The sequence below is a fragment of the Longimicrobium terrae genome, assembly GCF_014202995.1.
GTDB classification, from domain to species: Bacteria; Gemmatimonadota; Gemmatimonadetes; order Longimicrobiales; family Longimicrobiaceae; genus Longimicrobium; species Longimicrobium terrae.
In genome coordinates, this window is sequence record NZ_JACHIA010000007.1 from 1 (window position 1) to 26,553 (window position 26,553).

A 26,553-nucleotide genomic window follows, 5' to 3' on the forward strand; every position below is an offset into this window, starting at 1 on the left:
CGCCTGAGCGCGCCGCACATCGGGCAGTTCCCCGAACACTTCATAAAGAGTCATGCCTGCGTAGTAACCCATTCTCCCTGTATGAAACAGCCCTGGGCCCTCTCCCCCGCTCCGCGGAAGAAAGGGAGACCTACACGTGAGCGCCGGATTCGGCATGCTGCGCGCGGTGCCGATGCTGTTGAAGCCCCGAACCGGACGCGCCAGCGGCCGGTGTCGGGGGTTACCGCTGTTTGAGCGGCGGATTCATTCGCTCAGGCAAATCCGCGCACGCGAAGATCTACGCTCCACGCGCCGAACCGTCCCCGACCAAAACGAAAACGGGGCGGAGCCGATTCCTCGGCTCCGCCCCGTTTCCATCAGTCGATCGAATCAGGCGCCCGTGGGGCCGGCGTTCTTCACGGCCTCAGGCACGCGGTCGGCAAACTGCTCGAAGTTGCTGCAGAACGCATTCGCCAGTTCCTTGGCCTTGGCGTCGTACGCGTCCTTGTCGGCCCAGGTGTCGCGCGGGTTCAGCACCTCGCTGGGCACGCCCGCGATCTCCGTGGGGATCGACAGGTTGAAGAACGGCGCCGTGGCCATCGCCCCGCCATCCAGCTCGCCCGCCAGCGCCGCGCGCACCATGGCGCGCGTGTAGCTCAGCTTCATGCGGCTGCCGGTGCCGTACGGGCCGCCGGTCCACCCCGTGTTCACCAGCCACACGCTGCTGCCGTGCTCCTCGATGCGCTTGCCCAGCAGGTCCGCGTACACACCCGGGTGCAGCGGCAGGAACACCTGGCCAAAGCAGGCCGAGAACGTGGGCTGCGGCTCCTTCACCCCCCGCTCGGTGCCGGCCACCTTGGCCGTGTACCCCGAGAGGAAGTAGAACATCGCCTGCTCCGGCGTCAGCCGGCTGATGGGAGGCAGCACGCCGTACGCATCCGCCGTCAGGAACACGATCGTCTTCGGGTGCCCGGCGCGCGCGTCGGGGACGAAGTTGTCGATGTACGGCAGCGGGTACGAGATGCGCGTGTTTTCGGTGATGCTGATGTCGTCGAAGTCCACTCGGCGCTCGTCGTCCAGCACGCAGTTTTCCAGCACCGTACCGAACATGCGCGTGGTGGCGTAGATCTCCGGCTCGCCCTCGGGGCTCAGCTTCACGGCCTTGGCGTAGCAGCCGCCCTCGAAGTTGAAGATCCCCTCGTCGCTCCAGCCGTGCTCGTCGTCGCCGATGAGGCCGCGCTCCGGATCGGCGGAGAGCGTGGTCTTGCCCGTGCCCGACAGACCGAAGAACAGCGCCGAATCGCCCTCGGGGCCCACGTTGGCCGAGCAGTGCATGCTGAGCACGCCCTGCAGCGGAAGCACGTAGTTCATCACCCCGAACACCGACTTCTTGATCTCGCCGGCGTAGCGGGTGCCGCCGATGAGCACTTCCTTCTTCCCGAAGTTGATGAGGATGAAGGTGCTGGTGCGGGTGCCGTGGCGGGCCGGATCGGCCTCGTACTCGGGGGCGTGCAGGATGGTGAAGCCCGGCACCATGTCCGCCAGCGCGCTCTCTTCAGGGCGGCGGAACATGTTGAACGCGAACAGGTTGTGCCACGCGTTGGGCGTAATCACCCGAACGTTGAGCGCATAGCGCGGGTCGGCGCCGGCGATCATGTCGCGCACGAACAGGTCCTGCCCGCCCAGGTGCTCCATCACGTCGGCGCGCAGCGCGTCGTAGTGCTCGGGCGAAATGGGCTGGTTCACCTTGCCCCACCAGATGTTCTCTTCGCTCCCCGGCTCACGCACCACGAAGCGGTCGTTGGGCGAGCGGCCGGTGTGCGGCGAGGTCACGGCGTTGAAGGGTCCGCCGTCCGCCAGCCTGCCTTCGCCGCGCCGGACCGCGTGCTCCACCAGCTCGACGGGATTCAGATTCCAGAAAACGGTTCCGGGGTTCCGGATCCCGTGGTTCTCCAACCCGTACCGGCTTTCGCGCGCCTGGGCGGGCACCGTCGCCTCGGGGGTCAAGGTCGTGGCCATCGTCGCTCTCGAAACTGGGTCGTGCGGCCCGGTGCGCGGCGGATGCCGCGGGTCCGGGGGGAAACGGCAAGACTAGCACCCCGTTCCGCCGCATGCAAGGTGAGCAGGATTCATACGCCCCGCGGCCGCGGGGAAAGCGAGCGGGGCCGCCCGGTTGTGCCAGCGGCCCCGCGTGTATTGGCGCCCGGCTTCAGCGCGCGATCCACATGTCGAAGTTCTCTCGCACGTAGTCGCGGCTCATGCGCGCGGCCAGGTTCTGCCCGGGCTCCCACACGGCCGGCGAACTGGCCAGCGGCGTGTGTCCCGGCGACTGCGCCACCAGCGACACGCTGTACCACCGCGCGTGCGGGTGCGGCAGGCGAAAGCGGGCGTGTTCCATCCGGGCCACCTTGCCCAGGCGGTATCCTACGCCGTCGGCCACGAAGTACAGCGTGAAGTCGGCGTTGCCGTCGTTCAGGACGCGCACCCACCCGGGCTTGCCCAGGGAGGTGATTTCCTTCGCCGGAGCGGCGGACTGGGCCGCGGGCGCGCACGCCAGCGGAGTCGCGATCAGGAGCGTGGCGAGCAACCTGCGGCCGGTGGTGAAGCGCATGCGTGCCTCCCGCGTTTCCGCGCGCGCAACCAGCACCCCAGTGGCCGCCTGAGCGCGTCGTATGGTCCCGCCGGACGGCGCCTTGCGGCACTCCCGGCCGGGATGCGGAGCAGGCATTTCGCATGCCGATTTCCGCCGTTCCACGTTGCGCGATCCGCCCTCTGCACGCAAGTGGTTCAGGTGGATCGGGATAGATGAAAAGCGCCGTTCCGCTGGATGAAACCGGTCCGGGCAGCGGACGCGCCGCCATCCGCGATCCGCTTCGGACGGCGATGCCGTTGCGCGATGACGGGTCTCCCGCGGCTCAGCCTTCGGAGCCGCGGATTCCGGTGCCGCGCGGCTGCGAGCGGCGCGCCCCCGCCGACGTGATCTCGCCGCGCAGGCTGTGCAGTTCGTCGCGCATGCGCATGCGCAGCGGGTACAGCCGCTCGCGGAATGCATTGCGCTCGGTGGTGTCCAGGTCGTGGGACGCGCGCATGGCGGCATCCAGCTTTTCGTACGCTTCTTCCGCCAGCTTCAGCGCCTCTTCCGGGCTGGCCTTGGGTTCGGCGTTCTTGGGGGCGCGGGGCATCCGCCCGTTCCTTTTTGGTTGATGGATTCGCCTCCGCAGGCCGGCGTGCCTTCGGAGCCCTTCTCTCGTCTATCGACAGAAATCGTGGTCGGTCAGCGGACGGATTCCGTTCATCCTCCCTGGATCACCATCGTCGGATCACCATCCGCAGATCATACTCGTATCCGATGAGAATACGATCGATTGCCGTCAGCAGCCGGTTATCATCCCACCGATCATCATCAGTGTCGATGACGATCGGTTGCGGTCAGCGGCGGAACGACAGGCGCAGGCCGGTGATGAGCGCGCGGCCGGGGCCGGGCTCGTAATAACGCCCGCCGAACGCGTTCACCACCACCGACGTGTTGTATTCGCGGTCCAGCAGGTTGGTCACGCCGATGAACGGCGACACGCGGCCGCGTGCCGCGCCCTCCCATCCCACCCGCGCGTCCAGCAGCGCGTAGGCGGGCGACGCCAGACGCCCCTCGCGGTCCGCGTCGGCCACTGGCGTGGCGGAAACGTAGCGCGCGTCGATCCCCGCGAACGGCCCGCGCGCCGGGGAGGCCAGCAGCGACGCCTCCACCCGGTGCGGCGCGATTCCGGGCACGCGGGTTCCGGCGCGGTCCGCGTCGCCCACCACGTAGCGGCCGAAGCGCGCGTCCGTCCAGGTGTAGGCCGCCCGCGCGGTCCACCCCGGCCGCGGCGACAGGATCAGGCTGCTTTCCACGCCGCGGTGCCGCGCCCGCCCGGCGTTGCGGTAGAACACGCGGCCCGGCGCGCCCTCCACCTCGAACGGGATCAGCGCGTCCCGCACCCGCGCATGGTAGGCGGCGGCCTCCACCCACGCCCACGCCGCCAGCCGCGCCTTGCCGCCCACCTCCAACGAGGTCGTGCGCTGCGCGTCCAGCTCCGGGTTGAACCCCCCGGCGCCGCTGGGCCGGTTGGCCAGCTCCGTCGTGGTCGGCGTTTCGAACGCGGTCGCCACGTTGGCGTACAGCGACACGTCCCGCATCACCGCCACGGACACGCCCAGGGCCGGGCTGAGCGCGGAGAGCGTGCGCCCGCCGGAGTCGTTCGGATTGTCCGCGGCGACCAGCCGGTCATCCACCGAAAAGCGGAAGCGGTCGTACCGCAGCGCGCCCAGCAGCTGCAGCCGTCCCAGCGCCGCCGTGCCCTGCGCGAACGCGCTCGCGAAGCCCACCCGCTCGCGCTGGTCCAGCGCCGCCGCGCCGCGCTCGCCGGCCTGGTTGCCGAAAGTACGTCGTTCGTCCGCCTGCCGCGCCCCCTCCGCCCCCGCCGTCCACCGCAGCGGCCCCGCGCCGCCCGTCCACGCCGCGCGTCCGCCCAGCACCCGGCGGCTCAGGTCGATGATGTTGGTGGGGATGGGATTGTCCAGCGAGCGGCCCACGCCGTAGGCAGACACGTCCAGCGCGCCCGCTCCCATCGTTCTGCGCCACGACAGGCCCAGCTGCGCCTGCCGTCCTTCCTCCCCCGTCCGCTGCTCCACGTTGCGCGCGAACGCCTGCGAGCGGTCCACCCGCAGGAGAGAATCGGACAGCGAGCCGGGATTGCGCGCTTCGTAGCGGACGAAGTTCACCGTCGCTCCTAGCTCGTCCGCGCCGCGCGTCCATCCCACGCTGCCGCCGCCCAGCAGGTTGTCGGCGTCCGCGTGGCGGCGGTAGCCGTCGTAGCGCAGCCGCGACGCCCACGCGCGGTACGTGGCCGATCCGGAGCGTCCGCCCGCGCTGCTTTCCAGCCGCAGCAGCCCGTCGCTGCCGCCCACCACGCGGTGCTCCGTCGCCAGCGGCGCGTCCGGCGCGGGGATGCTCGTCAACCGGATTACGCCACCGGAGGCGTTTCCGTACAGCGCCGAGGCCGGCCCGCGGATGACCTCCGCGCGTTCCAGCGCGGCGGGGTCCACGTGGTTCAGCGTCGTCTGCCCGTCCGGCAGCGTGGCGGGAATTCCGTCCACCAGCACGCGCACGCCGCGCACGCCGAACTGCGCCCGCGCGCCGAAGCCGCGAATGCTGATGCGCTCGCCCACGGCGTAGTTGAAGCGGTTGTCCACCTGCACGCCGGGGATGGCGGAAAGCGCGTCGCTCAGCGCCAGCCCGGCGCGTGCCTGCCGGATCTCCGCGCCGCGCACCACGGAGACGGGAAAGGGCGCCCGCAGCGCGGGAATCGGCGAGCCCAGCGCCTGCACGGTCACCGTGTCCAGCGGCTGCACGCGCGCGGTGTCGGCCTGCGCCAGCGCCAGCGACGGAAACGCCGCGGCCAGCACGGCCGCGGCGAAGCGGAGCGAAATCATGAATCGGCCATCCGGAGGAATGCGGCGCGCGCATTCACGCGCGCGGCGACGGCTCGCAGAAACCGATCCAGCGTGAACGCACGGTCATCGCGCCGTGCCGGCACATGGACGGCGGATGGCGGATGAGGAACGGCCGAACGCCGGGCGGCCTCCGCTTCGCCCACGCGCTGATCCCCGGATGCCCATCCACCGCCCTCGCCTTTTCCGGCCGGCGACGGTGGCGGATGACGTTATCCGCATTCCTGTCGTCATCCGTCATCTTCATCCCGGACGGGGCCGGAAAGCGGCGCGTTTGCGGGAGCGGAGCAACGCGCGGGAACGGCTCGCGGTGGAACGCGCGAGGGCCTATCATGGCACCGCGTGTGCGGATTACAGGGCGAACACGGGGCTCCGGAAGGGGCCGGATGTCACACGGGACAGGGCGGATAATGCCGGAAGAGCAGAACAGAGACGAGGGAACCAGGCGGGTAAAGGCGCTGGTGGACGCCAGCAACGTGGCGCATTTCAGCGAGGGGCAGCAGGCCCGCTTTCAGAATATCGTGCTGGTGGTCCGCAAGCTGATGGAAGAGGGCTACGAGCCCATCGTGGTGGCCGACGCGGCGCTGCGCCACCAGATCGACCAGCGCGACGAGTACGAACTCCGGATCGAGCAGGGCAAGGTTCACCAGGCGCCCGCCGGAACGGACGCCGACTACTTCATCCTGAGCTTTGCGCGCGAACTGGATTCGTACATCGTCAGCAACGACCGCTTCCGTGACCGCGCCGCCGCCTTTCCCGACGCGTACGACCGCATGATCCGCTACATGGTGGTGGCCGACGAGGTGGTGTTCGAGCGGCGCAACAAGCCCCGCTGAGGCGGCTTGTGTGCGGGCGGGCGGCGGGCTACGTTGCCGTTTCCGCCGCGCCCGCAGGGCGCCCCCACGGCGGGTCTTCCGCATCGCAAGCCCCCACACGGCAGTCACTTGAGAGACATCGCGCTGTACCACGGCGACGGCCACGGCTGGATCGAGGTCATCACCGGGGTGATGTTCAGCGGCAAGAGCGAAGAGCTGATCCGGCGCGTGCGCCGCGCGCTCATCGCCAAGCGCCGCGTGCAGGTCTTCAAATCCGCGCTGGACGACCGCTACGCCGGCGTGCGCACCATCAGCTCGCACGCCGGAAGCGACGTGGAGGCCGTTCCCGTGCGCTCCTCGCGCGAGGTGGCGGAGAAGGTGGTGCCCGGCACGCAGGTGGTGGCCATCGACGAGGTGCAGTTCCTGGATGACGGAATCGTCGAGGTGATCAGCGCGCTGGCGGACCGCGGCGTGCGGGTGATCGTGGCGGGGATCGACATGGACTTTCGCGCGGAAGCGTTCGGCCCCATGCCGATGGTGCTTACCGTGGCGGAAACGGTGGACAAGCTGCACGCCATCTGCGTGCTGTGCGGCAACCCGGCCACGCGCAACCAGCGCCTGGTGAACGGCGAGCCCGCGCCGTACGAGGGCCCGACCATTCAGGTGGGCGGCCACGAGGCGTACGAGGCCCGCTGCCGCGGCTGCCATGACGTTCCCCGCGACGCGCGCTACCAGACGGACCTGCTGCACGTGCTGGAAAGCACGCCGTCCGACCCCATCGTCCTCACGCACGAGCACCTTCGCAAGCGCGCGTAGGAACGGGTAGGTCGTCCAGTATCGCACAGATCGCACAGGCCGCCTCCGGGCGGCTTTTGCGTTTTTCGGGGGATCTGCTCTGGTGGTTTGATTGATACGGACCGGAGGATGGTCGTTCAGTCGCGACGCGATAGGCGAGCAGCCGATGAAAAGCCTGTGTTGAACCAGATCGGCACTGTCTTCTAATACCCACGAAGACTCTTGCGCGATCCTTTTGAGACTATCATCATGCGCGTGGGCGCGCGACGCATCCCGTTTTGTTTCCGCCATTCATCTGAACGCGTGGAGGCGCAGTGACAACGATGCGCAGCAAGACTTGTCGGCCGCTCATGCTCGCGCTTGCGACGGCCGGTGTCCTCGCGGGCATGGGCGGTTCCGCGCGGCTGGCGTACGCGCAGGAGGTTAAGTGCTACCTCATGGTGTGCACGGGGAGCGTGTGCGGCGCCACACAGATCCCCTGCCCTCCCCCACCGGGTGAGGAAACGCCGAAGCTGCCGCCCACCGGCAATCCCTGATGCAGAGGGGCGGCGCGATCAAGAAGATGGAGGTGACGGAACGGAGCCTGTACGTGCAGAAATGGGCGGCGGAACGCGCGGGCGTGCGGCCGTGACGAGCCGGCTTGCCCGGCTGTCCGCGGCGGGGCTGTTCGCCGCGGCGTGCGGCGGCGCGTCGGATGCGGCGCTGACCACGACTGTCCGGGACAGCGCGGGAATCCGCATCGTCGAAAACCGGGGCGCGCCGCCGCCGCTGGGCTGGAGCGTGAACGCGCAACCGGCCCTCGACATCGGCGCGCAGGGGCCCGGAACCGAGCTGTACCAAGTGATGGCCGCGGTCCGTACGCCGCGCGGGCAGATCATCGTCGCGAACGCCGGCACCAGCCAGGTGCGCATCTATTCTCCGGATGGGCGGCTGGTACGCAGCACCGGCCGCCGCGGAAGCGGGCCGGGTGAGTTCGAGAGCCTGTTCTGGGTCGGGGCGCTTCCGGGGGACTCCATCGCCGCGTGGGATGCGGGGCTGGGACGGCTTACCGTCCTGAGCCCGGCCGGGGACGTGGTTCGGGTGGTTACGCCGCGCGAGCCGCTGGGGATGTTTGCCCAGGCCGCGGGTGTGCTTCCGGACGGCCGCCTGATCGTGGCTGGGGGAAGCGCGCCCTCCGCGTCGGCATCGCCGGAGCCGCGGGTGCGGCGCCACACGGTGACGTACACGCTGCTGGGGCGTACGGGCGAGGCGTCCCCGCTCGGCCGGTTTCCGGGCACGGAGATGCTGACGATGACACCGGCGGGCGGCGGGTTTCTGATGCGCCCGCTGCCGTTCGGGCGGCAGACCGTGGTCGCGGTCCAGAACGGAATGGCGGTGGTAGGCACGGCGGATCGCGATGAGGTGACCGCGTACGAACCGGGGCGGGGTGCGCGCGGGATCGTGCGGCTGGGCGCGCAGCCGGTACCGGTGACGAAGGATGACATCGCGGCGTACCGCAGATCGCTCGTCACCCTCGGCATGGAAGGGGACGCGACCTTCCAGCGGCAGCAGGAGCTGCTCCTGGACAAGGCGCCGTATCCGCGGACCATGCCCGCGTACACCGCGCTACTCTCGGATCCGGAGGGAATCTCTGGGCCCAGCATCCACGCAGGCCCGGCGACGAGATCCAGGCAACCTGGACGGTGATCGCGCCGGACGGCCGCGTGCGCGGAACGGTCAGCATGCCGGGCGACCTGAACGTCACGCAGATCGGCGCGGACTGGGTTCTGGGCATCGCGATGGACGCGGACAACGTGGAGCGCGTGCGCCTGCACCGCCTTGCCCGAACCGCCGCGCCGCGATAGCGGATCGGCCGCATCGGAATCCGCAGCTTCGGGCAGAAGGAGAGCGGCCCCGGCGCTTGGATCGCCGGGGCCGCCTTTTTCGTTCAACGTGGTTGCGTGAGGGATTCGCGCCCGCAGGGCCGAGAACCCGGTTCGCGCGTGCACGGGGTTCGCGCGACGAGCCCAGCCGTGGCGCGAACCGGGGGCTCGGCGCCGTTGGCAACAGCTGTATCGTTGCCTACGGCGCGCGAAGCCCGACCCGGAGCGCAGCGGAGGGGCACGCCCAGGGGAAGTGCGTGAGTGCGTGAGTGCGGGGACGGAGTGCGCGGGATCACGCCCGGCACTCACCGTCCCCGCGATTCCCGTCAGCGGCCGTGAAGCTCGCTGCCGCTCACGACGTGCGTTTCACCCACGTCCGGCTGCGTTCCGGTGATGATTCCCTTGACCACCTCGTACAGCACCACCGGCCGCGGCGTGTTGCTCACCATGTACACCACGGTGTCGGCGTCCACGCCCAGCAGCGTGATGCGCGGATCGTCCGGGCTGCCATCCTTGTTGCCGCCCTCGTCGGCGAACCACGCCTTCCAGTCGGGCTTGTACAGCTCGCGCACCTTGGCGCGGTCCGTCACCACGCGCGCGGTGCCGCTCACCGACACCCACTCGCGCGTGCGGTCCTTGTAGAACGACACGTTCACGTGCCGGTCAAATTCCAGCTCGTCCATCTTGTGGTCTTCGCCGTTGGTGACGAACCACAGGTCCGCGCCGTTCTGCTTTCCCTGCACCTGCATGGGCCGCGACACCAAGTGGCCGTCCGCGCGCCGCGTGGTGAACATCGCCACCTCAATCCCCTCGATCAGCCCGTACAGTTCGTCGAGCTTCTTGTCCGTCGGCGCGGGCGTCGACTGGTGCGGTCCGCTTCCCTGGTCTCCCATCCTGGCTATCCCTCATCTGCAAAAGGTTGGTCCACGGTTTCCCGGAGGACCGCACCCGTTCGCAGACTGCGTGCCCGCTTGCCCCGGCGGGGCCCCGCGCCCACCTTGCGCGCTCGCCAGGCATCCGCTTCTTGAACATCCCGACCGTGTCCGCTACCACCACGCACCGCCTGCAGCTGCTGGGCGCCGCGCTTCTGTTTTCCACCGGCGGCGCGGCCATCAAGTCCACCACGCTTTCCTCGTGGCAGGTGGCCGGCTTTCGCTCCATCATCGCCGCCCTCGCCATCCTGCTGGTGGTGCCCGCGGCGCGGCGCGGTTGGACGTGGCACGTGCTTCCGGTGGGCGCGGCGTACGCCACCACGCTCATTCTGTTCGTCACCGCCAACAAGCTCACGACGTCGGCCAACGCCATCTTTCTGCAGGCCACCGCGCCGCTGTACATGCTGGCGCTGGGGCCGCTGCTGCTGCGCGAAAAGGTGCGCGGCCGCGACCTGCTCTTCATGCTTCCGGTGGCGGTGGGGGTCACGCTCTTCTTCGTGGGGGCGGAGGCGCCGGCGGCCACGGCGCCCAACCCCGCGCGCGGCAACGTGATGGCCATGCTGAGCGGGTTCACGTGGGCGCTCACGCTGGTGGGCCTGCGGTGGATGGGCAACCGCCAGGGCGGCGACGGCAGCGCCATTCCCACCGTCGTGGCGGGGAACGCGATCGCGTTCCTTGCCTGCCTTCCCATGGCGCTCCCCGTGGCGCACGCCACCACGGGCGACTGGGTGGCGGTGGGCTACCTGGGCGTCTTTCAGATTGGCGCGGCGTACCTGCTGCTCACCGCCGGAATCCGCCACGTTCCGGCGCTGGAGGCGTCCGTCCTTCTGCTGCTGGAGCCGGCACTGAACCCGGTGTGGTCGTGGCTTACGCAGGGCGAGCGGCCAGGGGCGTGGGCCATCGGCGGCGGCGCGCTCATCCTGGGCGCGACGCTGCTGCGCACCTGGTGGGACGCGCGCACCAGGCCAGGCGAGCAGCCCGCCGCGGTGTAGCGGTTTCCGGGCAAACGGCCTTGGTGGATGCATGAAACACGGCGGGCCCCGGACTCAGGTCCGGGGCCCGCCGTTCCGTCGCGTGGGGACGATCTTCAGTCCGCGACAGACCACAGGATGGGGATGGTGACGCGCACCGGCACCGCCACGCCGCCGATCCGGGCCGGGCGAAAGCGGAAGCGCTCCGAGGCGCGGACGGCCGCCTCGCCGAACTGCGGATGCGAGGTTTCCACCACGCGGGCCGAGTTGGGCCGCACGCGCCCGTCCTCGTCCACGATCACCTCCAGAAGCACCCGCCCCGTCATTCCCGCATCGCGCATCCGCTGGGGATAGTTGCGCTCCAGCAGGCGGCTCAGACCGCCGCGGTCCAGCGACGGCTGTTCTTCCACCAGATCGGGCGTCATCACCATGTCGACGGGCAGCGCGGCGGGCTGCGGATTGTTGTTGCCGGTCACTACGACGTCCTCACCCATCGGCGGCCCGATCACGTCGCCGTCTTCGCCGATTCCCGTCAGCGTGGCTGGGTCGATGGGCGCCTGGTTCGGATTGGGGGGCTTTACGCCGTCGGGCACGTCGGGGGGCGGCAGCAGCACCACGTTCTCGCCGGTCTTGGGCGGGATGGCGTCGTCCACCACGGCCGTCTGCATGGGCGGGGGCGGCGGCGCGGGGGGCGCGGGGATGGGAGGCGCGGGATCCAGTTCGGTCCAATCCACGACCGGCTGTTCCTGAGGTTGCGGCTCCTTCTCCGGGCCGGAGGAGGCGAACATCACGCCCCCGACGAGCAGGATGTGGGCGGCCACGGAGGCCATTACCGTGGCGGGGCTCAGGACCCGGCGCTTCTTTTCCCCGGCGAGTACGTTGAACATGCGGCGCTCTCCTGCGTGAACGGCGGACAACGAGGTGGGATCGCAAGGGCGGCGGGTGGATACGAGGACAGGCCGGCCTGTCCTACGTCCCTGCACCGGCGGGAGTTCCGTCCGTTGCCCGCTGCCCTTCCGTCTATGCAACGGACGATCGTTCGCCGTTCTGACGAGCGGGGTCCGGCGGGGAAAGCGCGAGCATCTGAGCTTGAGAAATCTGGCGCCTTGGACAGCGGCGCGTGCGGAGGGTGGGCCCCCATCCCCGACCCTTCCCAAAAACCCTTGGGAAGGGAGACCTCAGCGCGAGGGCAACCGGCGGTGCTCGTCCGCGGCTGTGGCCCTCACCCCGCGTGCTGCGCACGACGACCCTCTCCCACGAACGGATGTGGGAGAGGGAGCACACCCCAGTGACGTGCGCATTCTGAACGCAGTTGAAGCCCCGAACCGCGCGCGAATAGCGCGGTGTCGGGGCTTTGCGCTGTTTGAGCGGCGGATTCATTCGCTCAGGAGACCTCGCTCGACACGAAAATCCCAGGTGCTCGCGCCGATCCATCCGCCCCGCCGGAACCTCCGCAGTTCGTTTTGGGGGAGGGTGGGCGAGTAGTACGAGCCCGGGTGGGGGCCGCCTCAGAGCCTGGGCAGGCACCAGTCGATGGGCGCGTTCCCCGTCCGCTCCAGTTCCCGGTTGATGATGGTGAACGGGGTGCTCCCGAAAAACCCGCGGCTGGCGGAAAGCGGAGATGGATGCGCGCTCTTGTGGATGAAGTGCGGCGGCCCGATCAGCGCCTCCTTCTTGGCCGCGTACCCGCCCCACAGCACGAACACCACCGGATCCGTCTTTGCCGCCACGGCGCGGATCACCGCGTCCGTGAAGCGCTCCCACCCCCTGCCCTTGTGCGAGTTGGGCTCGCCGTCGCGCACGGTGAGCACGGCGTTCAGCAGCAGCACGCCCTGCTTTGCCCAGTGCTCCAGCGAGCCGTGGCCCGGCGGCGTGCATCCTATCTCCGACTTCAATTCCTTGAAGATGTTGGCCAGCGATGGCGGCGGACGAACGCCGGGGCGCACCGAGAACGCCAGCCCGTGCGCCTGCCCCGGTCCGTGATACGGGTCCTGCCCCAGGATCAGCACCCTGACCTTGTCGTACGGCGTCAGGCGCAGGGCGGTGAACTCCTCGCCCGCGGGCGGATACACGGGGCCGGCCGCGCGCTCCGCATCCACGAACTCGCTCAGCTGCCGGAACCAGGGCGCATCGAGTTCAGCGGCGAGGTGCCGGCGCCATGATTCGGGAAGATTGGTGTCCATCGTTCCACCCAAAAGGATACAAAGGAGACGGATCAGGCGGTGCGATGCAATCACGGGACCCGCCCCGGACGCTTCGCCGTGCACCCGGCCGGGCACCGCGCATGCAGCTTTCCGCCTTCGTGCGCCGCCCGGCGGGATGGAACACGCGGGCGGGGATCTCCGGTATGACCCAGGGTGAAGTCAAACCGTCTGGATGGAGACGAGCCATGATCAAGCCCAATGTTCGAGCATCGTTCGGCAGGCGCGAGGCGGAACTCCTGACCGCCATCGCCGGGCCGGGCGGCGAGGCGCTGCTGCGCCGGGGCGGCCTGGACGCGCTGCTGGACGACGCGGCCGTGCTGCGCGGTTTGGCGCGCGGCCCGCGGGTGAGCACCGCGCCTGCGCCGCTGGTGTTCTACGTCCTCGTTCGCCACGCGCTCATGCAGCGCGAGATCCACGACCGGCAGCTGGCGGACTACACCGCGGCCATCCTGCTGGAGTTCGCCACGGCGGGAAAGGCGCACCGGGTGGATGGCGGCGCGGGCGAACCGTTTCACTACCTGGCGGACATCGTCGCCGCGCTGGAGCAGGCGCGCGGCGAGCGGGAGTTTCTGCTGCGGGTGCACCTGGGCAACTTTGCCCTCTGGCTGAGCGGCGTGTTTCCCGACCATATCGCGCACCGGGTGCAGCGGCGCGGCGCCCCGCCCATCTCGTACTACGATGAACTGGGATCCACCGGCTTTCGGCTGGCGGCGGGAAGCGATCTGGCCATGCGCCACGGGATGGGCGACGTGCTGCTGCGCGCCGCCGAGCAGTTCCGCGACGTGCGATCCGCGCTCAACTCGCTCTCCGACACCCTCTTCTTTCCGCAGAGCCGCGACGCCGTCGAGCGCCTGCTGCGCCAGGTGAGCGACGACTATCAGCGCGGCACCGGCTGGTCCTGATCCTCATCACCACCAGACAGTAATCGCCCCTCTCCCGAAGCTCGGGAGCGGGGCGATTTTCTTCAGGAGAAACGGCAACCGATCATCTCACACAGAGGCACAGAGACACAGAGAGAAAAACAATCCCATCCGTTGTTCTTTCTCTGCGTCTCTGCGGCTCTGTGTGAGGCTCTTTTCTTTCAGAGATTCAGCCAGTAGTTCAGCTTCAGCATGAGCACGTTGGTGGCGGGAACGGGCACGTCGTTGTCGAACCCGAACAGCCGGTTGAAGTCGCGGCCAAAGCGGAAGTCGCCGTTGTCACCAAAGTTCTCGCGCCCCTGGCTCCACACCACGAACAGCGTGCTCCCCGGCCGGTACTCCCACCGCACCACCGCGTTGGTGCGCATCTGCTTGAAGTTGAAGTCCGGGCTGAACGGCTCGTCCGCCGGCTGGTAGCGGTCCTCAAAGCGGCTCGCGCGCGGATCGGCCACCGTCATGAAGTCGCGGTAGTCGCCCGCGCTCACAAAGGGCTGCGCGTAGAACTGCAGCGACAGGTCCGGCGTAAAGGTGTAGCTGAGCCGCGTGGTGATGGACACCGTGGTCTGGTCCAGCCGCGCGAACAGGTACTCGCTGTCATCCCCCTCGCCCAGCACCGTCACGTACTGCAGCCCGTCGCGGCTCCACGAAACGCCGGGGCTCAGCGAAAGCTGCATGCGGCTGGACGGGCGCACGTCCACGTACGGGCTGAAGCTGGCGTTGCGGCCGTTGCTTCCCGCGTTGCCGCCGTAGCCGCCGTCCAGCCCGAACGACACGCGGCGCCGCGTGTCGCTGCTGAGGCCGAACCAGGTGCTCCAGAACCCGTCATCCACCAGCGCCGGCCCGCCACGCAGTTCCCGCGTCTCCAGCCCGCCCAGCCCGATCTCCGCGCCGCCGTAGCCGCTCCACAGATTCGACAGCTGAAAGTTGCCGTTCACGTTGCCGCCGGTGCCCGTCCGCTCGCGCCCCGTGGTCCACCCCGAGTACGCGTTCCATCCCAGGTTCCACGAGCGGAAGCCACCCTGCGGGGTGTTCTGGAACCAGCGCCCGTAGCCGGCCAGCTCCACCTGGTCCGCGGAGCGCTGGTAGCCCAGTTCGTTGATCTCGAACCCCGGCGAGCGGTACAGCCCCAGCACACCGCCCCGGTACCGCGATCCGCCAATGCGCCCCACCTGCAGCCCCGCGCCCCGCCCGTTGAGCGACTCGCGCGTGGCGTCGTACCGCAGGTGTCCGGCGTCCTCACGCTGGTAGTAGCGCTGCGGGGCCAGCTGAAGCCGCTGGATGGCCAGCGTGTCGCCCTTCACCAGGCTGCCCAGCGCCCAGCCGGCCACTTCCCAGTCCCCGCCCGCGAACCGGCTGCGGAAGTCCAGCCCGCCCGTGTACGCGGAACTGGGGAGAAACAGGAGGCCGTCGTCGTCCAGCGCGCGATTGGTGGCGGTGAGCACCGCGCCCACCGCGCTGCGGCCGTCGTGAAAGTCGCGGCGCACGCGGGCCATGCCGTAGCTGGTGAGCGGCTCGCTGGCGATGGAGCGGATGTCCCCCGTCTGTGCATCGAAGAAGCGGGTGCGCTCCTGCCCGGTGATGGCGTTCAGCACGCCGATGTTCCAGTCGCGCGCCACCTTTCCCGTCAGCTTGGCGGCGCCCAGGATCGTCGTCTGCTGCGGCGAATCCACGTACGGCCGCCCCTCCGACGTCCCCATCCGCCGCTGCGGCGCCCGCCCGATGCGGCGGGAGTAGAACAGCCCCTCGCTGTTGTCGTCCCCCAGCCCCACGCCGAACTGAAAGATGTCCACGCCCTCCACGAAGAACGGGCGCTTGTCGCTGAAGTAGCTTTCAAACGCGCTCAGGTTCACCTCCGACGGGTCCGCCTCCACCTGCCCGAAGTCCGGGTTGATGGTGGCCGTCAGCGTCAGGTCCGACGACAAGCCGTATTTGACGTCCGCGCCCACGCTGGCGAACGGGTCCGTCCCCCGGAAGAAGGGATCGCCGTCATGCCCGGCGGCGGGGGCGCGCGTCACGCTGGCCACCGTGTAGGGAAGCACCTCCAGCCGCCGCGGCGCGCGCAGCCCGGTGAGCCCCGTGAGCGTGCCGAAGCGTGAGGTGTACCCCGGCGCGTCCGGCGACATGGGCGACCAGTACGAGCGCTCCTGCCGCCGCGCCAGGTCGCGCAGAATGTTGAGGCCCCACGTCTGCCCCATCTCCGACGCGCGGAACCGCAGCTGCGACAGGGGGATGCGGAACTCCGCGCTCCATCCCTCCGCATCCACCGACACCTCCGCGTCCCACACGGCGTCCCAGCTCAGGTCCTCGTTGCCGTCGTTGAAGTGGAACACGTCCTTCTTCACGCCGCGCGGATTGACGCCGAAGCGGTAGCCGGAGCGCTTGTCGTTGTAGCTGTCGAAGATGATCTGCACCCAGTCGGTGTAGACGCCGCTGGCGTCTCGCCGGGCCAGCAGGCTGGCGATGCTGTCGGGCCGCGTGTCCCACGCCCGCACGGCCACGTACACCGCGTGGTCGTCGTAGGCGATGCGGGCTTCCGTGCGCTGGCTGGCCGGCTGCCCCCAGTCCGGGTTCTGCTGCACAAAGTCGCCGGCCACCGGAACGGCCGCCCACACGGCGTCGTTCAGGCGGCCGTCCACCGCCACCGACTCGCCGGGGGCGAGGCGGTGGGCGGCGATCGTCTTGCGCGTGGTATCGGCCGGGGCCAGGACGGTGGCCCCGATCAGGAGGAGTGCTGCGAGCATGGAGGGGTACGGCGGGGTCGAAAGGTGCGCGGAGGGCTAGCGGCGGATGAGCCGCACCGGTCCGCTGAAGGTGGTGATGGTGATGTCGGTGCCGCCCGACCCGATGCGCAGCCGGCGCTCTCCGCCGTCGCGCCGGCCTTCGCCAAAGGCGGAGGTGAAGCGGCCGTTCCACGTGGTGACGGTGAGGTCCGCGTCGGTGCCGCCCGGGAGGCGCAGCTCCACGCTGCCGCTGTGCGAATCCACGCTCAGGTCGCCCGACAGCGGCCCCTCCACGACCACCGGGCCGGACACCGTCTGCATGCTCCCGGTGATGCGCCGGCCCGCCACGGTGATAGGCGCGCTGACGGTGTTGACCTCCACCTGGCCGTTGGCGCTGGTGATGCGCACCGGGCCGTTGAGCGTGTTCACCTCCATGCGCGGCGAGGCGGCGCTGATGGTGACGCCCCCGTTGAGCGCGTCGGCCTCGATGTGCCCGCTGGCGCTTCCGGCAACGGTGATGGGGCCGTTCATGGAGTGCACGCTCACGTCGCGGGTGGTGCAGTTGATGGTGACCGGCCCGTTGGTGGTGCTGACCTCCACGTTGCGCGGGCTGCCGTTGATGGAAACGGGGCCGTTCTGGTTGTCGGCCTCCACGTTCCCCTCCACCCCCGTGACGGTGACCGCGCCGCCGCCGGCCTGCACCTGCACCGACCGCCCGGCGGGGACGCGCACCTCCAGGGTGGCCGGCCCCGCGCGCCCGCGGCTTCCCACCACGGTCACGTCGCCGCCGTCCAGCTGCAGGCGGTCGCCTTCGCGGGCCAGCGTGCCCGTCACCTGGATCTCGTTGCGGTTCCACCCGATGACGCGCAGCGAGCCGCCGTTGGTGCTGATTTCCGTCGTTCCCGTGCCGCTGGTGGACTGGCGGGCGTTCACCTGCCGCTGCGCCTGCGCCGGGGCGGCCCAGCCCAGGAGCACGGCCGCCCCCGCGGCCGTCAGAAGCCGAATGTGCGAGTTCATTGGTCTTTATCTTTCGATGGACGCGTGCGGCTACAACTGCACCGCGCGGCGCAGCACGTCCAGCTTGGCGTCGTAGGCGGTCGAGAGCATCCGTGCGAGCTCCCGGCTGTTGGGGTCCGCGGCCAGGGCCGCGCTCGATTCCTGAATGGCCTTGTCGATCACGCGCAGGTTGGCCTCCACCGTGGCGGCCGTGCGGGGAGACATGCGCCCCCGCTGCGTCTGCAGAAGCTTTTGCAGATCGCCGATGGCCACCTGGTACTCCTGCTCCGCGGGGCGGAACGAGGCCAGCGCCGCGTCCTGCCGGGCCGGCTGCGTCGCCGTCACCGGCGCTTTCTCCACCGGCGTGCCCGCGGCGGGGGCGACGGCGACGGGATCGGTCGTCCCGCGGCCGCCCATGACGCTCACGGTGACCAGCGACGAGGTGGTCACCAGCAGCACCGCGGCCGCAGCCTGCATCCACCAGGGCACCCGCCGCGTGTGGCGCGGCCCGATCACCGGCACCTCGGCGGGGACGGAAACCGTGTCGCGCGGCTGCAGCCGCGGCGCGATCTGCGACCACAGGTCCCGCGCGGGCTCGATGGCGGTGGGGAGCGCGGCGGCCTCGTCCAGCAGCGCCAGCAGCGCGCGCTCTTCGGCGCGGCAGTCGTCGCACTGCATCAGGTGGCGGCGCACGTCGCGCTCGTCGGGGGCGGCCAGTTCGCCGCCCACGTAGTCGTCCAGCAGTTCCAGCGTACGTTCGTGTGTCATCGTCCCAGTGCCTCCCGCAGCAGCCGTCGGGCGCGGTGCAGCTGCGCCTTGCACGTACCCACGGCCGACCCGTGCATGTTCGCGATTTCCTCGTGCTTGTAGCCCTCCACGTCGTGAAGGACAAAAACCGACCGGGCGCCCGGGGGAAGGAGCGCAATGGCGCGCTCCAGGTCCATCGCCACGCCGGGGTCCGGCGCGCGGGTGGGCGACTCGTACGCTTCGGGCGTGTCGGTGCCGAAGATGCGGTGCACGCGCACCCCTTCGCTCCGCCGCTCGCCCAGCACCACGTTCACCGCCAGGCGGTGCAGCCAGGTGCTGAAGGCGCTCTTGCCCTGAAAGGACCCCAGCCGCTCCCACGCCCGGACGAACACGTCCTGCGTAAGCTCCTCCGCCCGGTTGCTGTCGCCGCTCAGGCGAAGGCACAGGGCGTGGACGCGGCCCACGTTGTCACGGTACAGCTGCTCGAACGCCGCGGCATCGCCCTCCTGGGCGCGGCGGACCGTGAGGTCCGCCACGGCGGGCACATCGGCCGCGGGAGGGTTGTCAGCCAGCATGGGGGCCATCATGACGACGTGGGCAGGGGTTCCTCGCGCTTCCAACATGCATAGGATGGAAGGCGGGCGGAAAAGGTTTGAACGCGCGGGAGGGGAACATCGGGAAGACCGCGGTGGGAGTGCGGAGGCCCCGCGGATGGAGGCGCGCGGGGCCGTACAAACATGGGACGGACGGCGCCGGGGCGCCATCCGTTTGCTCCCCCGTACGGCGCGGGGAAGCGGGAGGATTCAGGCCGCCGGGGCGCGGTGGATCAGCGGCCCGGCCCACATCACCCGGCGCACGCGCCAGGCGAGCATGATCGCCACGGATGCCAGGCCCAGCACCAGGCCGGCCCACACGCCGCGGGCGCCCAGCGGGGTGTGCAGCCCCAGCAGCCAGGCGGCGGGCGCGCCGATGGCCCAGTATCCCAGCACCGTCATCCACATGGGGACGCGGGTGTCGCTGGCGCCGCGCAGGGCACACAGGCCGGCCACCTGCATGCCGTCGAACACCTGGAATGCGGCGGCCATCACCAGCAGCCCGGCGCCGATCTCCACGATGCGCGGGTCCGTGGTGTACAGCCCCATCATCCACCGCGGCACGCTCAGAAAGGCGACCGCGCACAGCGCCATGAAGAGGATGACCAGCGTGTAGGTGGTGAGCACGGCGCGGTGCACGCCGCGGCGGCTCCCCGCGCCCACGTGCTGGCCCACGCGGATGCTGCCGGCCAGGCTGGTCCCCATGGCCACCATGAAGGTCACCGAGGCGATGTTGATGGCCACCTGGTGCGCCGCCTGGGAAAGCGCGCTGATCCATCCCATGAGGACGACGGCGTAGGCGAACACGCCGATCTCCGCCCCCAGCTGCACCCCGATGGGCGCGCCGATCCGCAGCATCGCCTTCAGCCGGTGGAGGGACGGCCCGAGCGGCACGCCGGCGAACGGGCGCAGGTCGCGGCGGCGGGCGACGTAGATGGCCACCGCCACGAGCATGGCCCAGCGGACGATGGTCGTGGACCACCCGGAGCCGATCAGCCCGCCGGCGGGGACGCGGATGCCGAGCAGCGGGATGGTGAAGCCGTAGATGAGCCCGATGTTGCCCGCGATGTTGACGGCGACGCCGATGAAGGTGAGCGCCATGGCCGGCTTGGTGTCGCCCATGCCGTCCAGGTACTGGCGGAAGGCGACAAAGAGCAGCATGGGCGGAACGCCGCAGCCCAGCGCGAACAGGTAGCCGGCCGCGTCGCGGGTGACCGCCGCCGGCTGGTCCAGCGCGCGCGCCATCTGCCCGCCGAACATGCAGTAGATCGTCATGGGCACGGCCAGGAGCACGGCCAGCCACAGCCCCTGGACGAGGACGCGCCGGCACTCCGCGTGGTCGCCCGCGCCGAACGCTTGGCTGATGAGCGGCGACATCCCCATCAGCGTGCCCATGGCCAGCATCATGGCGGCGATGAAGATGGCGTTGCCCAGCCCCGCCGCGGCCAGCGCGTCGGCGCCCAGCGGCCCCACCATGATGGTGTCGGTGGTGTTCATGGCGATGCCGCCCAGCTGGCTTACGATCAGCGGGCCGGCCACACGCATGAGCGCGCGCAGTTCGTGGGCGAACAGAAGCGCGCGGCGCCGGCGTCCGTGTGCCGGAGGCGTGCGCCGCGGCGCGTCGAGGGTCGTAGCGGAAGCCAGCGTGCTCATGGGAATTTTCCGGGCTGTGCGAAGCCCCGAAGATAACCGTGCGTCCGGATCGGCGGCACCCGTCAACGGACCCCCGCGGCGCCGCCGCTCCGTCGTACGGGGAGGCGGATGAACACCGTTTCGCGCGGAGGACGCGGGGGTGGCGGAGGGGCGCGGAGGACGGGGATGCCGATCGTCATCATCCACGGTCCGCACGGATTGAGCTATGCGTGTCCAATCTTCGCACGTTACCCGCGCGTTCTGCGCCTTACTGTGTCCCGGCCCAAAAGGATAGATTGGTGACGAGGATCGCGTTGACCCTTTCGTGACCGGATGCGCCTGTGAAGAAGCACCTTCTGGAGTACCTGGAGCTGTGGCTGAGCGTGGCGGGGCTGGCGGTGATTCTGCTGGTGCCGGCGCTGCTGAGCGGGGTGGGGGCGTGGTGGAAGGTGGCGGCGTGCACGGCCGTGGCCGTGGGGCTTCTGCACGGGGTGATCTTCTGGGTGGTGCGCGCGCGGCAGCGGCAGGTGCGGCGCAGCACACTGGCCGCGGCGCGGGCGATGCTGGCGGACGGCATTCACCGGCAGGTGGCGGCGCTGCTGACCATGGACGCCACGGCGGATCCGGAGCAGAAGCGGCGGCTTGACGGGGTGTTCGATTCCATGATCCTGCTGGACCGGCTGCTGGATTCGCTGTCGGACGAGCATCTGCACGCGTGGAAGGAGGGCGAGCACGCGGCGGTGGAAATGGCGCGCCCGCGCACCCCCAGCCGCGGCGCACCGGACCTGCACATCTCGCGTCCATCGCAGAACTGAGCCCTCACCCCGCGTGCTGCGCACGACGACCCTCTCCCACGAACAGATGTGGGAGAGGGAGCACACCCCAGTGCCGTGTGGAGCGGGCGATTCAGTGCGGGCGGAAAGTATGAGGGCCCCATCTCGGCCCTTCCCCCCAAAACCTCTTGGGGGAAGGGAGACCTCAGCGCGGGGGCGGAGTGCGGTGCGGGCCGGCGGAGTTCCGCCCGGCGGTTGAAACCGCGCCTCGCACAACACGAAGCCCGCCTGCGCGGGCTGGGCCGGCGGCCTTGTCGCGGGTCCCGATGGAGTTGAAGCCCCGAACGGCGCCTGTGGGCGTCGTGTCGGGGCTTTGCGCTGTTGGAGCGGCGGATTCATTCGCTCCCGACAGGCTGCCGCCACACTCGGCTCCGCAGCACGCACCGAGTTTTCCGCCCCGCCCCCACCCTCCCCCAGTCTTTTTTGGGGGAGGGTGGGCGAGTAGTACGAGCCCGGGTGGGGGCCGCCCGCGAATCCCGCCTCCCGCACCTCATCCATCCACCCACATCCGTTTCCCTCGCACTCACGCACCCAGCACCCCGCACTCACGCACTTCTCCTCACTTCCCCGGCACGTATCCCGCAGCACCCCGGCGCGGTACTTTCCGGTACGCCCCCGTCCCCGTCCGATCGAACGCAGCCGAATCCCGATGCTCGTCATCCAGCCCGACGTAAAGGGAGCCCGCCTGGAGCGCGCCCTCAAGGACCGCATCCGCGGCGAAACCCGCTTCGACGCCAAGTCGCGCCTGCTGTACAGCACCGACGCCTCGCTTTATCAGCTCCTTCCCGTGGGCGTCGTCATCCCCCGCGACGCGGAGGACGTGATGGCGGCGGTGCGGCTGGCGGCGGAAAACGGCGTTCCCGTCCTGCCCCGCGGCGGCGGGACGGCGCTCGCGGGGCAGACGGTGGGCCCCGCGCTGGTGCTGGACTTCGGCAAGTACATGAACCGGGTGATCGACATCGACCCGGACCGGCGCCGCGCCGTGGTGCAGCCCGGCGTGCGCCTGGACCGGCTGAACCGCGCCGCGGCGCCGCACGGGCTCACGTTCGGGCCGGACCCGGCCACCATCCGCCAGTGCTGCCTGGGCGGAATGATCGGCAACAATTCGTGCGGCGCTCGCTCGCTGGTCTACGGCAAGACGGGCGACCACGTGCACACGCTGGACTGCGTGCTGCACGACGGCGCGGCCGCCCACTTCGGCTCCGTCGCGCGCGACGCGGTGCCGACCATGGCGGGAACGGAGGGCGAGCTGGCCCGCCGCGTCCTGGGCATCCTGGAGCCGGAGCGGGAGCGCATCCTGTCGCGCTATCCCAAGGTGCCGCGCCGCGTATCGGGCTACAACTTCGACGCCATGCTCGAGGCGCCCGACGTCAACCTGGCGCACATGATCGTCGGCTCGGAAGGAACTCTGGCGACGGTGGTGCAGGCGGAGCTGGGGCTCGTTCCCGTGCCGCCGCACCGCGGTCTGGTGCTGCTGAGCTTTCGCGAGCGCTTCACCTCCATGGACGCCACGCCGTTCATCCTGGACGAGCCCGGGCTGACGGCGCTGGAGATCGTGGATTCGCGGGTGATGCAGGGCGCGCGCGAACTGCTGGACTTTCGCGCCACGGCCGCGCTCGCCTCGCCGGACGCGCTGGGCGTGCTGTTCTGCGAGTTCAGCGGGCAGACGGCGGACGAGGTGGCCGAGCGCGCCCACGACTTTGCGCGGCGCGCGCCGGGGCTGCCGGGGAATCCCACGGCGGGCGTCTTTCTGTCCGCGCGAGACCAGACGGCGGCGTGGGCGCTGCGGCAGGCCGCGACCGGGCTTCTGTATCGAACGACGGCGCACCGCGACATCAAGCCGCAGGAGTTCGTGGAAGACACCGGCATCGCGCCGGAAAAGCTGGGCGCCTACACGCGGCGCTTCGAGGAGATCGTCAGCCGCAACGGAACGTCCCTCGGCTTCTTCGGGCACGCGGGGCAGGGCTGCCTGCACATCCGTGTCGATCTCAATCTGAAGCGCGGCGAAGACGTGGAGCGCATGCAGCGCATCGCGCACGAGGTGGCGGAACTGGTGGTGGAGTTCGGCGGATCGCTCAGCGGCGAGCACGGCGACGGGCTGTCGCGGTCGGAGTTCCTGCCCATCATGTTCGGGCCGGAGATCATGGACCTGCACCGGCAGGTGAAGCGCGCGTTCGATCCGGAAGGCCGCATGAACCCGGGCAAGATCGTCCCCCCGGTGCAGCGGATGAGCGAGAACCTGCGCTTCGGCGACGACTATCGCGCCCATCCGCCGCAGACGTGGTTCGACTACACGAACGATGGCGGCGACTTCGCGGTGGCGGTGGAGAAGTGCAACGGGATGGGCGTGTGCCGCAAGGTGGACGCGGGGACGATGTGCCCGTCGTTCATGGTGACGCTGGAGGAGCAGCACAGCACCCGCGGCCGCGCCAACCTGCTGCGCGAGGCCATGCAGGGCAGCCTTCCGGGAATGCGCAGCAAGGAAGTGCTGGAGGCGCTGGACCTGTGCCTGGCGTGCAAGGCGTGCAAGACGGAATGCCCCGTCGGCGTGGACATGGCGCGCTACAAGAGCGAGTTCCTGGCGCAGCACCACCGCGAGCACGGTGTGGACCGCAAGGCGCAGTTCTTCGGCCGCATCCACGACGTGGCGAAGGCGGCCTCCATCGCGCCCGGTTTCGCCAACTTCGGCAACCGCATGATGAGCGGGATGATCAAGCGGATGGGCGGCATCGACCCGCGCCGCGAGATGCCGTCCTTCGCGCCGGAGCCGTTCCGCCGCTGGTTCAAGCGCCGACCGGCGGCGCCGGCAGACGGAAAGCCGACCGTCATTCTGCTGGATGACACCTTCAACGGGTTCTTTGGCACGGAGCCGCTCAAGGCGACGGTGACGGTGCTGGAGCGCGCCGGGTTCCAAGTGAAGCTGCCGCAGCGGCAGGTGTGCTGCGGGCGCGCGGCCATCAGCAAGGGGCTGCTGGACCACGCGCGCGATCTGCAGACGGATCTGCTGAACACGCTGGTTCCGGAGGTGGAAAACGGAGCGTGGATCGTGGGCGTGGAGCCCAGCTGCATCCTCACCCTGCGCGACGAGCTTCCCGACCTGGTGCGCGACGGCCGCACCAAGGCGCTGGCCGCGGCGTCGGTGACGCTGGAAGAGTTTCTGGCCGCGCTGCCGGACTGGAAGCCCGGGCGGCTGGAGGGGCGCGCCGTCGTGCACGGCCACTGCCATCAGAAGTCGCTGGTGGGGATGGAGCCCACGCGCGCGGTGCTGAGCAAGGTGGAGGGGCTGGAGTTCGAGATTCTGGACAGCGGATGCTGCGGAATGGCCGGCAGCTTCGGGTACGAGGAAGGGCACTACGACGTCAGCAAGGCATGCGGGGAGCGCGTGCTCTTTCCGGCGGTGCGCAACAGCGCGCCGGCGGACTACGTGGTCGCCAGCGGCTTCAGCTGCCGCCACCAGATCGCCGACTTCTGCGACGGCCGAAAGTCCGTGTCCACGCCGGAGCTGCTGGCACTGGCGAAGTGAAGAGGCGCTACAAAAATGAACGTCCGGCTCTTCGTCCCTTAGCAGCAGTTGAAGATGAATTCCGAGATTCGGTGGATACGATTCAGGATAGGGGATGCGTTTCCAGCTGGATCAGCACTTGGAAAGTGGATTGCTGGTCTCACGCTCATGGCCAACGACATCCTGCAATCCTTTGATGCGATGCAACGGGAGTTCGCAGAGGGGCCCGATTCGCCGGAAGGACTATTCTACTTTTGGCTTACATGCGCACAATTTCGAGAAGGGGCAAAGCTTCTTTCGGGAGGTTTAGAAGATTCCGAGATCAAGAAGTTTATCGACACGATGGACGCTTCGGACCAGTCGATGCTGGCTCTCATTCGTCCTGCTTTCGAACCATTCGCAGGCTCCTTTGTTGAGCGGATTGCGAAGCCTATCCGTGATGAGTTCTTCCATTACCCCAAACCGGGCAGCCAACGCTGGGATGAGGTACTGAGCCAAATGGCCGACCTTGAAAGCGGCTTGCGCTTTCGTGCAGACCTTAATCCCGCCAGCACTAGAGGCGTCTTCGCCGACGAGTTGAGAACCCTCTATCTCATCCAGTATATGGGTGTAAGCACAGACGAGATAGCTGACGTGATGCGCCGCCTAGCTGACTACGTGGGGCCTATGGTGCGCTTTGCTCACGGCTGTTTGGGTAGCTACATCGGACGGCTTCCCGAAGGAGTAGTTACGCATGACCTTTGATTTACCCGATAAGTGTCATAATTCTGCAGAGTTCTGCTGATCTGCCCTATGGGCACTAGGACGTCAGCAAGGCATGCGGGGAGCGCGTGCTTTTTCCGGCGGTGCGGAGCAGTGCGCCGGCGGACTACGTGGTCGCCAGCGGCTTCAGCTGCCGCCACCAGATCTCCGACTTCTGCGACGGCCGAAAGCCCGTGTCCACGCCCGAGCTGCTGGCTTTGGCGAAGTGAGGGAAAGATGAGCAACGTTGGACCAGAAGGCCGTTCTTTTCATCAAATTACCCAGGCGGACCTTCAACGGCTCGCGCAAATCGCCGCTGATGATTTGAGCGACTTCTTCGACCGCCACCCGGAATGGGCTGGCCAGTATCAGAACCGGGTGTTAGGAACAGCTCTTTGCCAAGGAGCAGCCAGTCACTATCTCCACGGAGAAGCCGGCATCAACGACTTCGACGTGTACACATTCTTCGCGCGGAATCCAGTGCGGGACTGGTACGCTAAACGGAATAAAACGGCTGACTTCGGCGTTCCCAAATTCGGGACCTCCGTTGACCAACCAGGATTTCTGGGACGTCGGGTTGATCTTCTAGGGCGATCACTGGACGTATCCGTAGGCACCGACGTCGGACTGGCGATCCGTCGATGGCTTCAGGCTGGCAGAACGAAATCGGCCCAGTTGCTGGCGGCGAAAGCCGTGGTGTTGCTTTCTCCGGCTGACCGGCTGGGTGAGGTAGTTTGGCCGGCGCCATTGGACGCCGTGAGTGCAACACTGTAATAAAACGTCACCTGGAGGCGTCTTGTCAGTTGGCGTCGTGAAGCGGATGC

General features: G+C 69.2%; 23 protein-coding genes and 1 pseudogene. 11 read left to right on the top strand and 13 right to left on the bottom strand.

The window, feature by feature from the left end; translation table 11 throughout:
* Window positions 1-369: 369 nt before the first annotated feature.
* From pckA to HNQ61_RS13265, 5 genes are all read right to left on the bottom strand, one after another.
* Window positions 370-1,998, bottom strand: a complete 1,629-nt coding sequence (gene pckA, locus HNQ61_RS13245) for a phosphoenolpyruvate carboxykinase (ATP) (protein WP_170033666.1) — start codon at window positions 1,996-1,998, stop codon at window positions 370-372.
* A gap of 190 nt (window positions 1,999-2,188) precedes the next feature.
* Window positions 2,189-2,590, bottom strand: a complete 402-nt coding sequence (locus HNQ61_RS13250; protein WP_170033668.1) for a hypothetical protein — start codon at window positions 2,588-2,590, stop codon at window positions 2,189-2,191.
* Between the two features lie 304 nt (window positions 2,591-2,894).
* Window positions 2,895-3,161 carry a hypothetical protein gene (locus HNQ61_RS13255; RefSeq protein WP_170033670.1) on the bottom strand — a complete coding sequence of 89 codons (267 nt, stop codon included), beginning with the start codon at window positions 3,159-3,161 and terminating at the stop codon, window positions 2,895-2,897.
* A gap of 247 nt (window positions 3,162-3,408) precedes the next feature.
* The gene (locus HNQ61_RS13260; protein ID WP_170033672.1) at window positions 3,409-5,448 is read right to left on the bottom strand and encodes a TonB-dependent receptor family protein; all 2,040 of its coding nucleotides are present in this window, start codon (window positions 5,446-5,448) and stop codon (window positions 3,409-3,411) included.
* Window positions 5,449-5,482: 34 nt separating this feature from the next.
* Window positions 5,483-5,707 (bottom strand): hypothetical protein, encoded by a 225-nt coding sequence (locus HNQ61_RS13265; RefSeq protein ID WP_170033674.1) that lies wholly within the window; start codon window positions 5,705-5,707, stop codon window positions 5,483-5,485.
* A 169-nt stretch (window positions 5,708-5,876) separates the two neighbouring features.
* Here HNQ61_RS13265 and HNQ61_RS13270 point away from each other — a divergent pair, with 169 nt between their 5' ends.
* From HNQ61_RS13270 to HNQ61_RS13285, 4 genes and pseudogenes are all read left to right on the top strand, one after another.
* Entirely contained in the window at window positions 5,877-6,302 is a 426-nt protein-coding gene (locus tag HNQ61_RS13270) for an NYN domain-containing protein (RefSeq protein ID WP_170033676.1), read from the top strand.
* 123 nt (window positions 6,303-6,425) lie between these two features.
* A pseudogene (locus HNQ61_RS13275) lies at window positions 6,426-7,001 on the top strand (thymidine kinase); the annotation flags it as partial.
* A 702-nt stretch (window positions 7,002-7,703) separates the two neighbouring features.
* Window positions 7,704-8,762 (top strand): NHL repeat-containing protein, encoded by a 1,059-nt coding sequence (locus HNQ61_RS13280; protein WP_170033678.1) that lies wholly within the window; start codon window positions 7,704-7,706, stop codon window positions 8,760-8,762.
* Window positions 8,759-8,920, top strand: coding sequence for a hypothetical protein (locus HNQ61_RS13285; RefSeq protein ID WP_170033680.1), 162 nt, complete (start codon window positions 8,759-8,761; stop codon window positions 8,918-8,920). The genes HNQ61_RS13280 and HNQ61_RS13285 overlap by 4 nt, the downstream gene beginning before the upstream one ends.
* Before the next feature lie 344 nt (window positions 8,921-9,264).
* Here the strand turns inward: HNQ61_RS13285 and HNQ61_RS13290 are convergent, their stop codons facing one another.
* Window positions 9,265-9,831: a pyridoxamine 5'-phosphate oxidase family protein gene (locus tag HNQ61_RS13290; protein ID WP_170033682.1), complete on the bottom strand. Its 567-nt coding sequence runs from the start codon at window positions 9,829-9,831 to the stop codon at window positions 9,265-9,267.
* 146 nt (window positions 9,832-9,977) lie between these two features.
* Between HNQ61_RS13290 and HNQ61_RS13295 the strand changes: the two genes are divergently transcribed.
* Entirely contained in the window at window positions 9,978-10,862 is an 885-nt protein-coding gene (locus HNQ61_RS13295) for an EamA family transporter (RefSeq protein ID WP_170033684.1), read from the top strand.
* Window positions 10,863-10,957: 95 nt separating this feature from the next.
* On the opposite strand, the gene HNQ61_RS13300 is transcribed toward HNQ61_RS13295, so the two are convergent.
* Window positions 10,958-11,728, bottom strand: coding sequence for an energy transducer TonB (locus HNQ61_RS13300; protein ID WP_183685685.1), 771 nt, complete (start codon window positions 11,726-11,728; stop codon window positions 10,958-10,960).
* 621 nt (window positions 11,729-12,349) lie between these two features.
* On the bottom strand, window positions 12,350-13,024 hold the full coding sequence (locus HNQ61_RS13305) for a uracil-DNA glycosylase (RefSeq protein WP_170033688.1): 675 nt from the start codon (window positions 13,022-13,024) through the stop codon (window positions 12,350-12,352).
* Between the two features lie 206 nt (window positions 13,025-13,230).
* Between HNQ61_RS13305 and HNQ61_RS13310 the strand changes: the two genes are divergently transcribed.
* Complete coding sequence (locus HNQ61_RS13310) at window positions 13,231-13,947, top strand: hypothetical protein (protein WP_170033690.1); 717 nt, start codon at window positions 13,231-13,233, stop codon at window positions 13,945-13,947.
* Window positions 13,948-14,126: 179 nt separating this feature from the next.
* Here HNQ61_RS13310 and HNQ61_RS13315 read toward each other — a convergent pair whose 3' ends face one another.
* From HNQ61_RS13315 to HNQ61_RS13335, 5 genes are all read right to left on the bottom strand, one after another.
* Complete coding sequence (locus HNQ61_RS13315) at window positions 14,127-16,706, bottom strand: DUF5916 domain-containing protein (protein ID WP_170033692.1); 2,580 nt, start codon at window positions 16,704-16,706, stop codon at window positions 14,127-14,129.
* A gap of 36 nt (window positions 16,707-16,742) precedes the next feature.
* A complete protein-coding gene (locus HNQ61_RS13320) occupies window positions 16,743-17,702 on the bottom strand; it encodes a DUF4097 family beta strand repeat-containing protein (protein ID WP_170033694.1) in 960 nt (319 codons plus the stop codon).
* A 30-nt stretch (window positions 17,703-17,732) separates the two neighbouring features.
* Window positions 17,733-18,449, bottom strand: coding sequence for an anti-sigma factor family protein (locus tag HNQ61_RS13325; protein WP_170033696.1), 717 nt, complete (start codon window positions 18,447-18,449; stop codon window positions 17,733-17,735).
* Window positions 18,446-19,003, bottom strand: a complete 558-nt coding sequence (locus tag HNQ61_RS13330; protein WP_170033698.1) for an RNA polymerase sigma factor — start codon at window positions 19,001-19,003, stop codon at window positions 18,446-18,448. The genes HNQ61_RS13325 and HNQ61_RS13330 overlap by 4 nt, the downstream gene beginning before the upstream one ends.
* A 228-nt stretch (window positions 19,004-19,231) precedes the next feature.
* Window positions 19,232-20,674 (bottom strand): MATE family efflux transporter, encoded by a 1,443-nt coding sequence (locus tag HNQ61_RS13335; RefSeq protein ID WP_170033700.1) that lies wholly within the window; start codon window positions 20,672-20,674, stop codon window positions 19,232-19,234.
* A 320-nt stretch (window positions 20,675-20,994) separates the two neighbouring features.
* On the opposite strand from HNQ61_RS13335, the gene HNQ61_RS13340 reads away from it, so the two are divergent.
* The 5 genes from HNQ61_RS13340 to HNQ61_RS13360 all read left to right on the top strand — a co-directional run bounded on the left by HNQ61_RS13340 (window position 20,995) and on the right by HNQ61_RS13360 (window position 26,503).
* On the top strand, window positions 20,995-21,468 hold the full coding sequence (locus HNQ61_RS13340; RefSeq protein ID WP_170033702.1) for a hypothetical protein: 474 nt from the start codon (window positions 20,995-20,997) through the stop codon (window positions 21,466-21,468).
* A gap of 667 nt (window positions 21,469-22,135) precedes the next feature.
* A complete protein-coding gene (locus HNQ61_RS13345; protein ID WP_170033704.1) occupies window positions 22,136-25,009 on the top strand; it encodes an FAD-binding and (Fe-S)-binding domain-containing protein in 2,874 nt (957 codons plus the stop codon).
* Window positions 25,010-25,156: 147 nt separating this feature from the next.
* Window positions 25,157-25,732 (top strand): hypothetical protein, encoded by a 576-nt coding sequence (locus HNQ61_RS13350; protein ID WP_170033706.1) that lies wholly within the window; start codon window positions 25,157-25,159, stop codon window positions 25,730-25,732.
* Window positions 25,733-25,818: 86 nt separating this feature from the next.
* The gene (locus HNQ61_RS13355; protein ID WP_170033708.1) at window positions 25,819-25,959 is read left to right on the top strand and encodes a hypothetical protein; all 141 of its coding nucleotides are present in this window, start codon (window positions 25,819-25,821) and stop codon (window positions 25,957-25,959) included.
* Between the two features lie 7 nt (window positions 25,960-25,966).
* The gene (locus tag HNQ61_RS13360) at window positions 25,967-26,503 is read left to right on the top strand and encodes a hypothetical protein (RefSeq protein ID WP_170033710.1); all 537 of its coding nucleotides are present in this window, start codon (window positions 25,967-25,969) and stop codon (window positions 26,501-26,503) included.
* The last annotated feature ends 50 nt before the right edge of the window (window positions 26,504-26,553 follow it).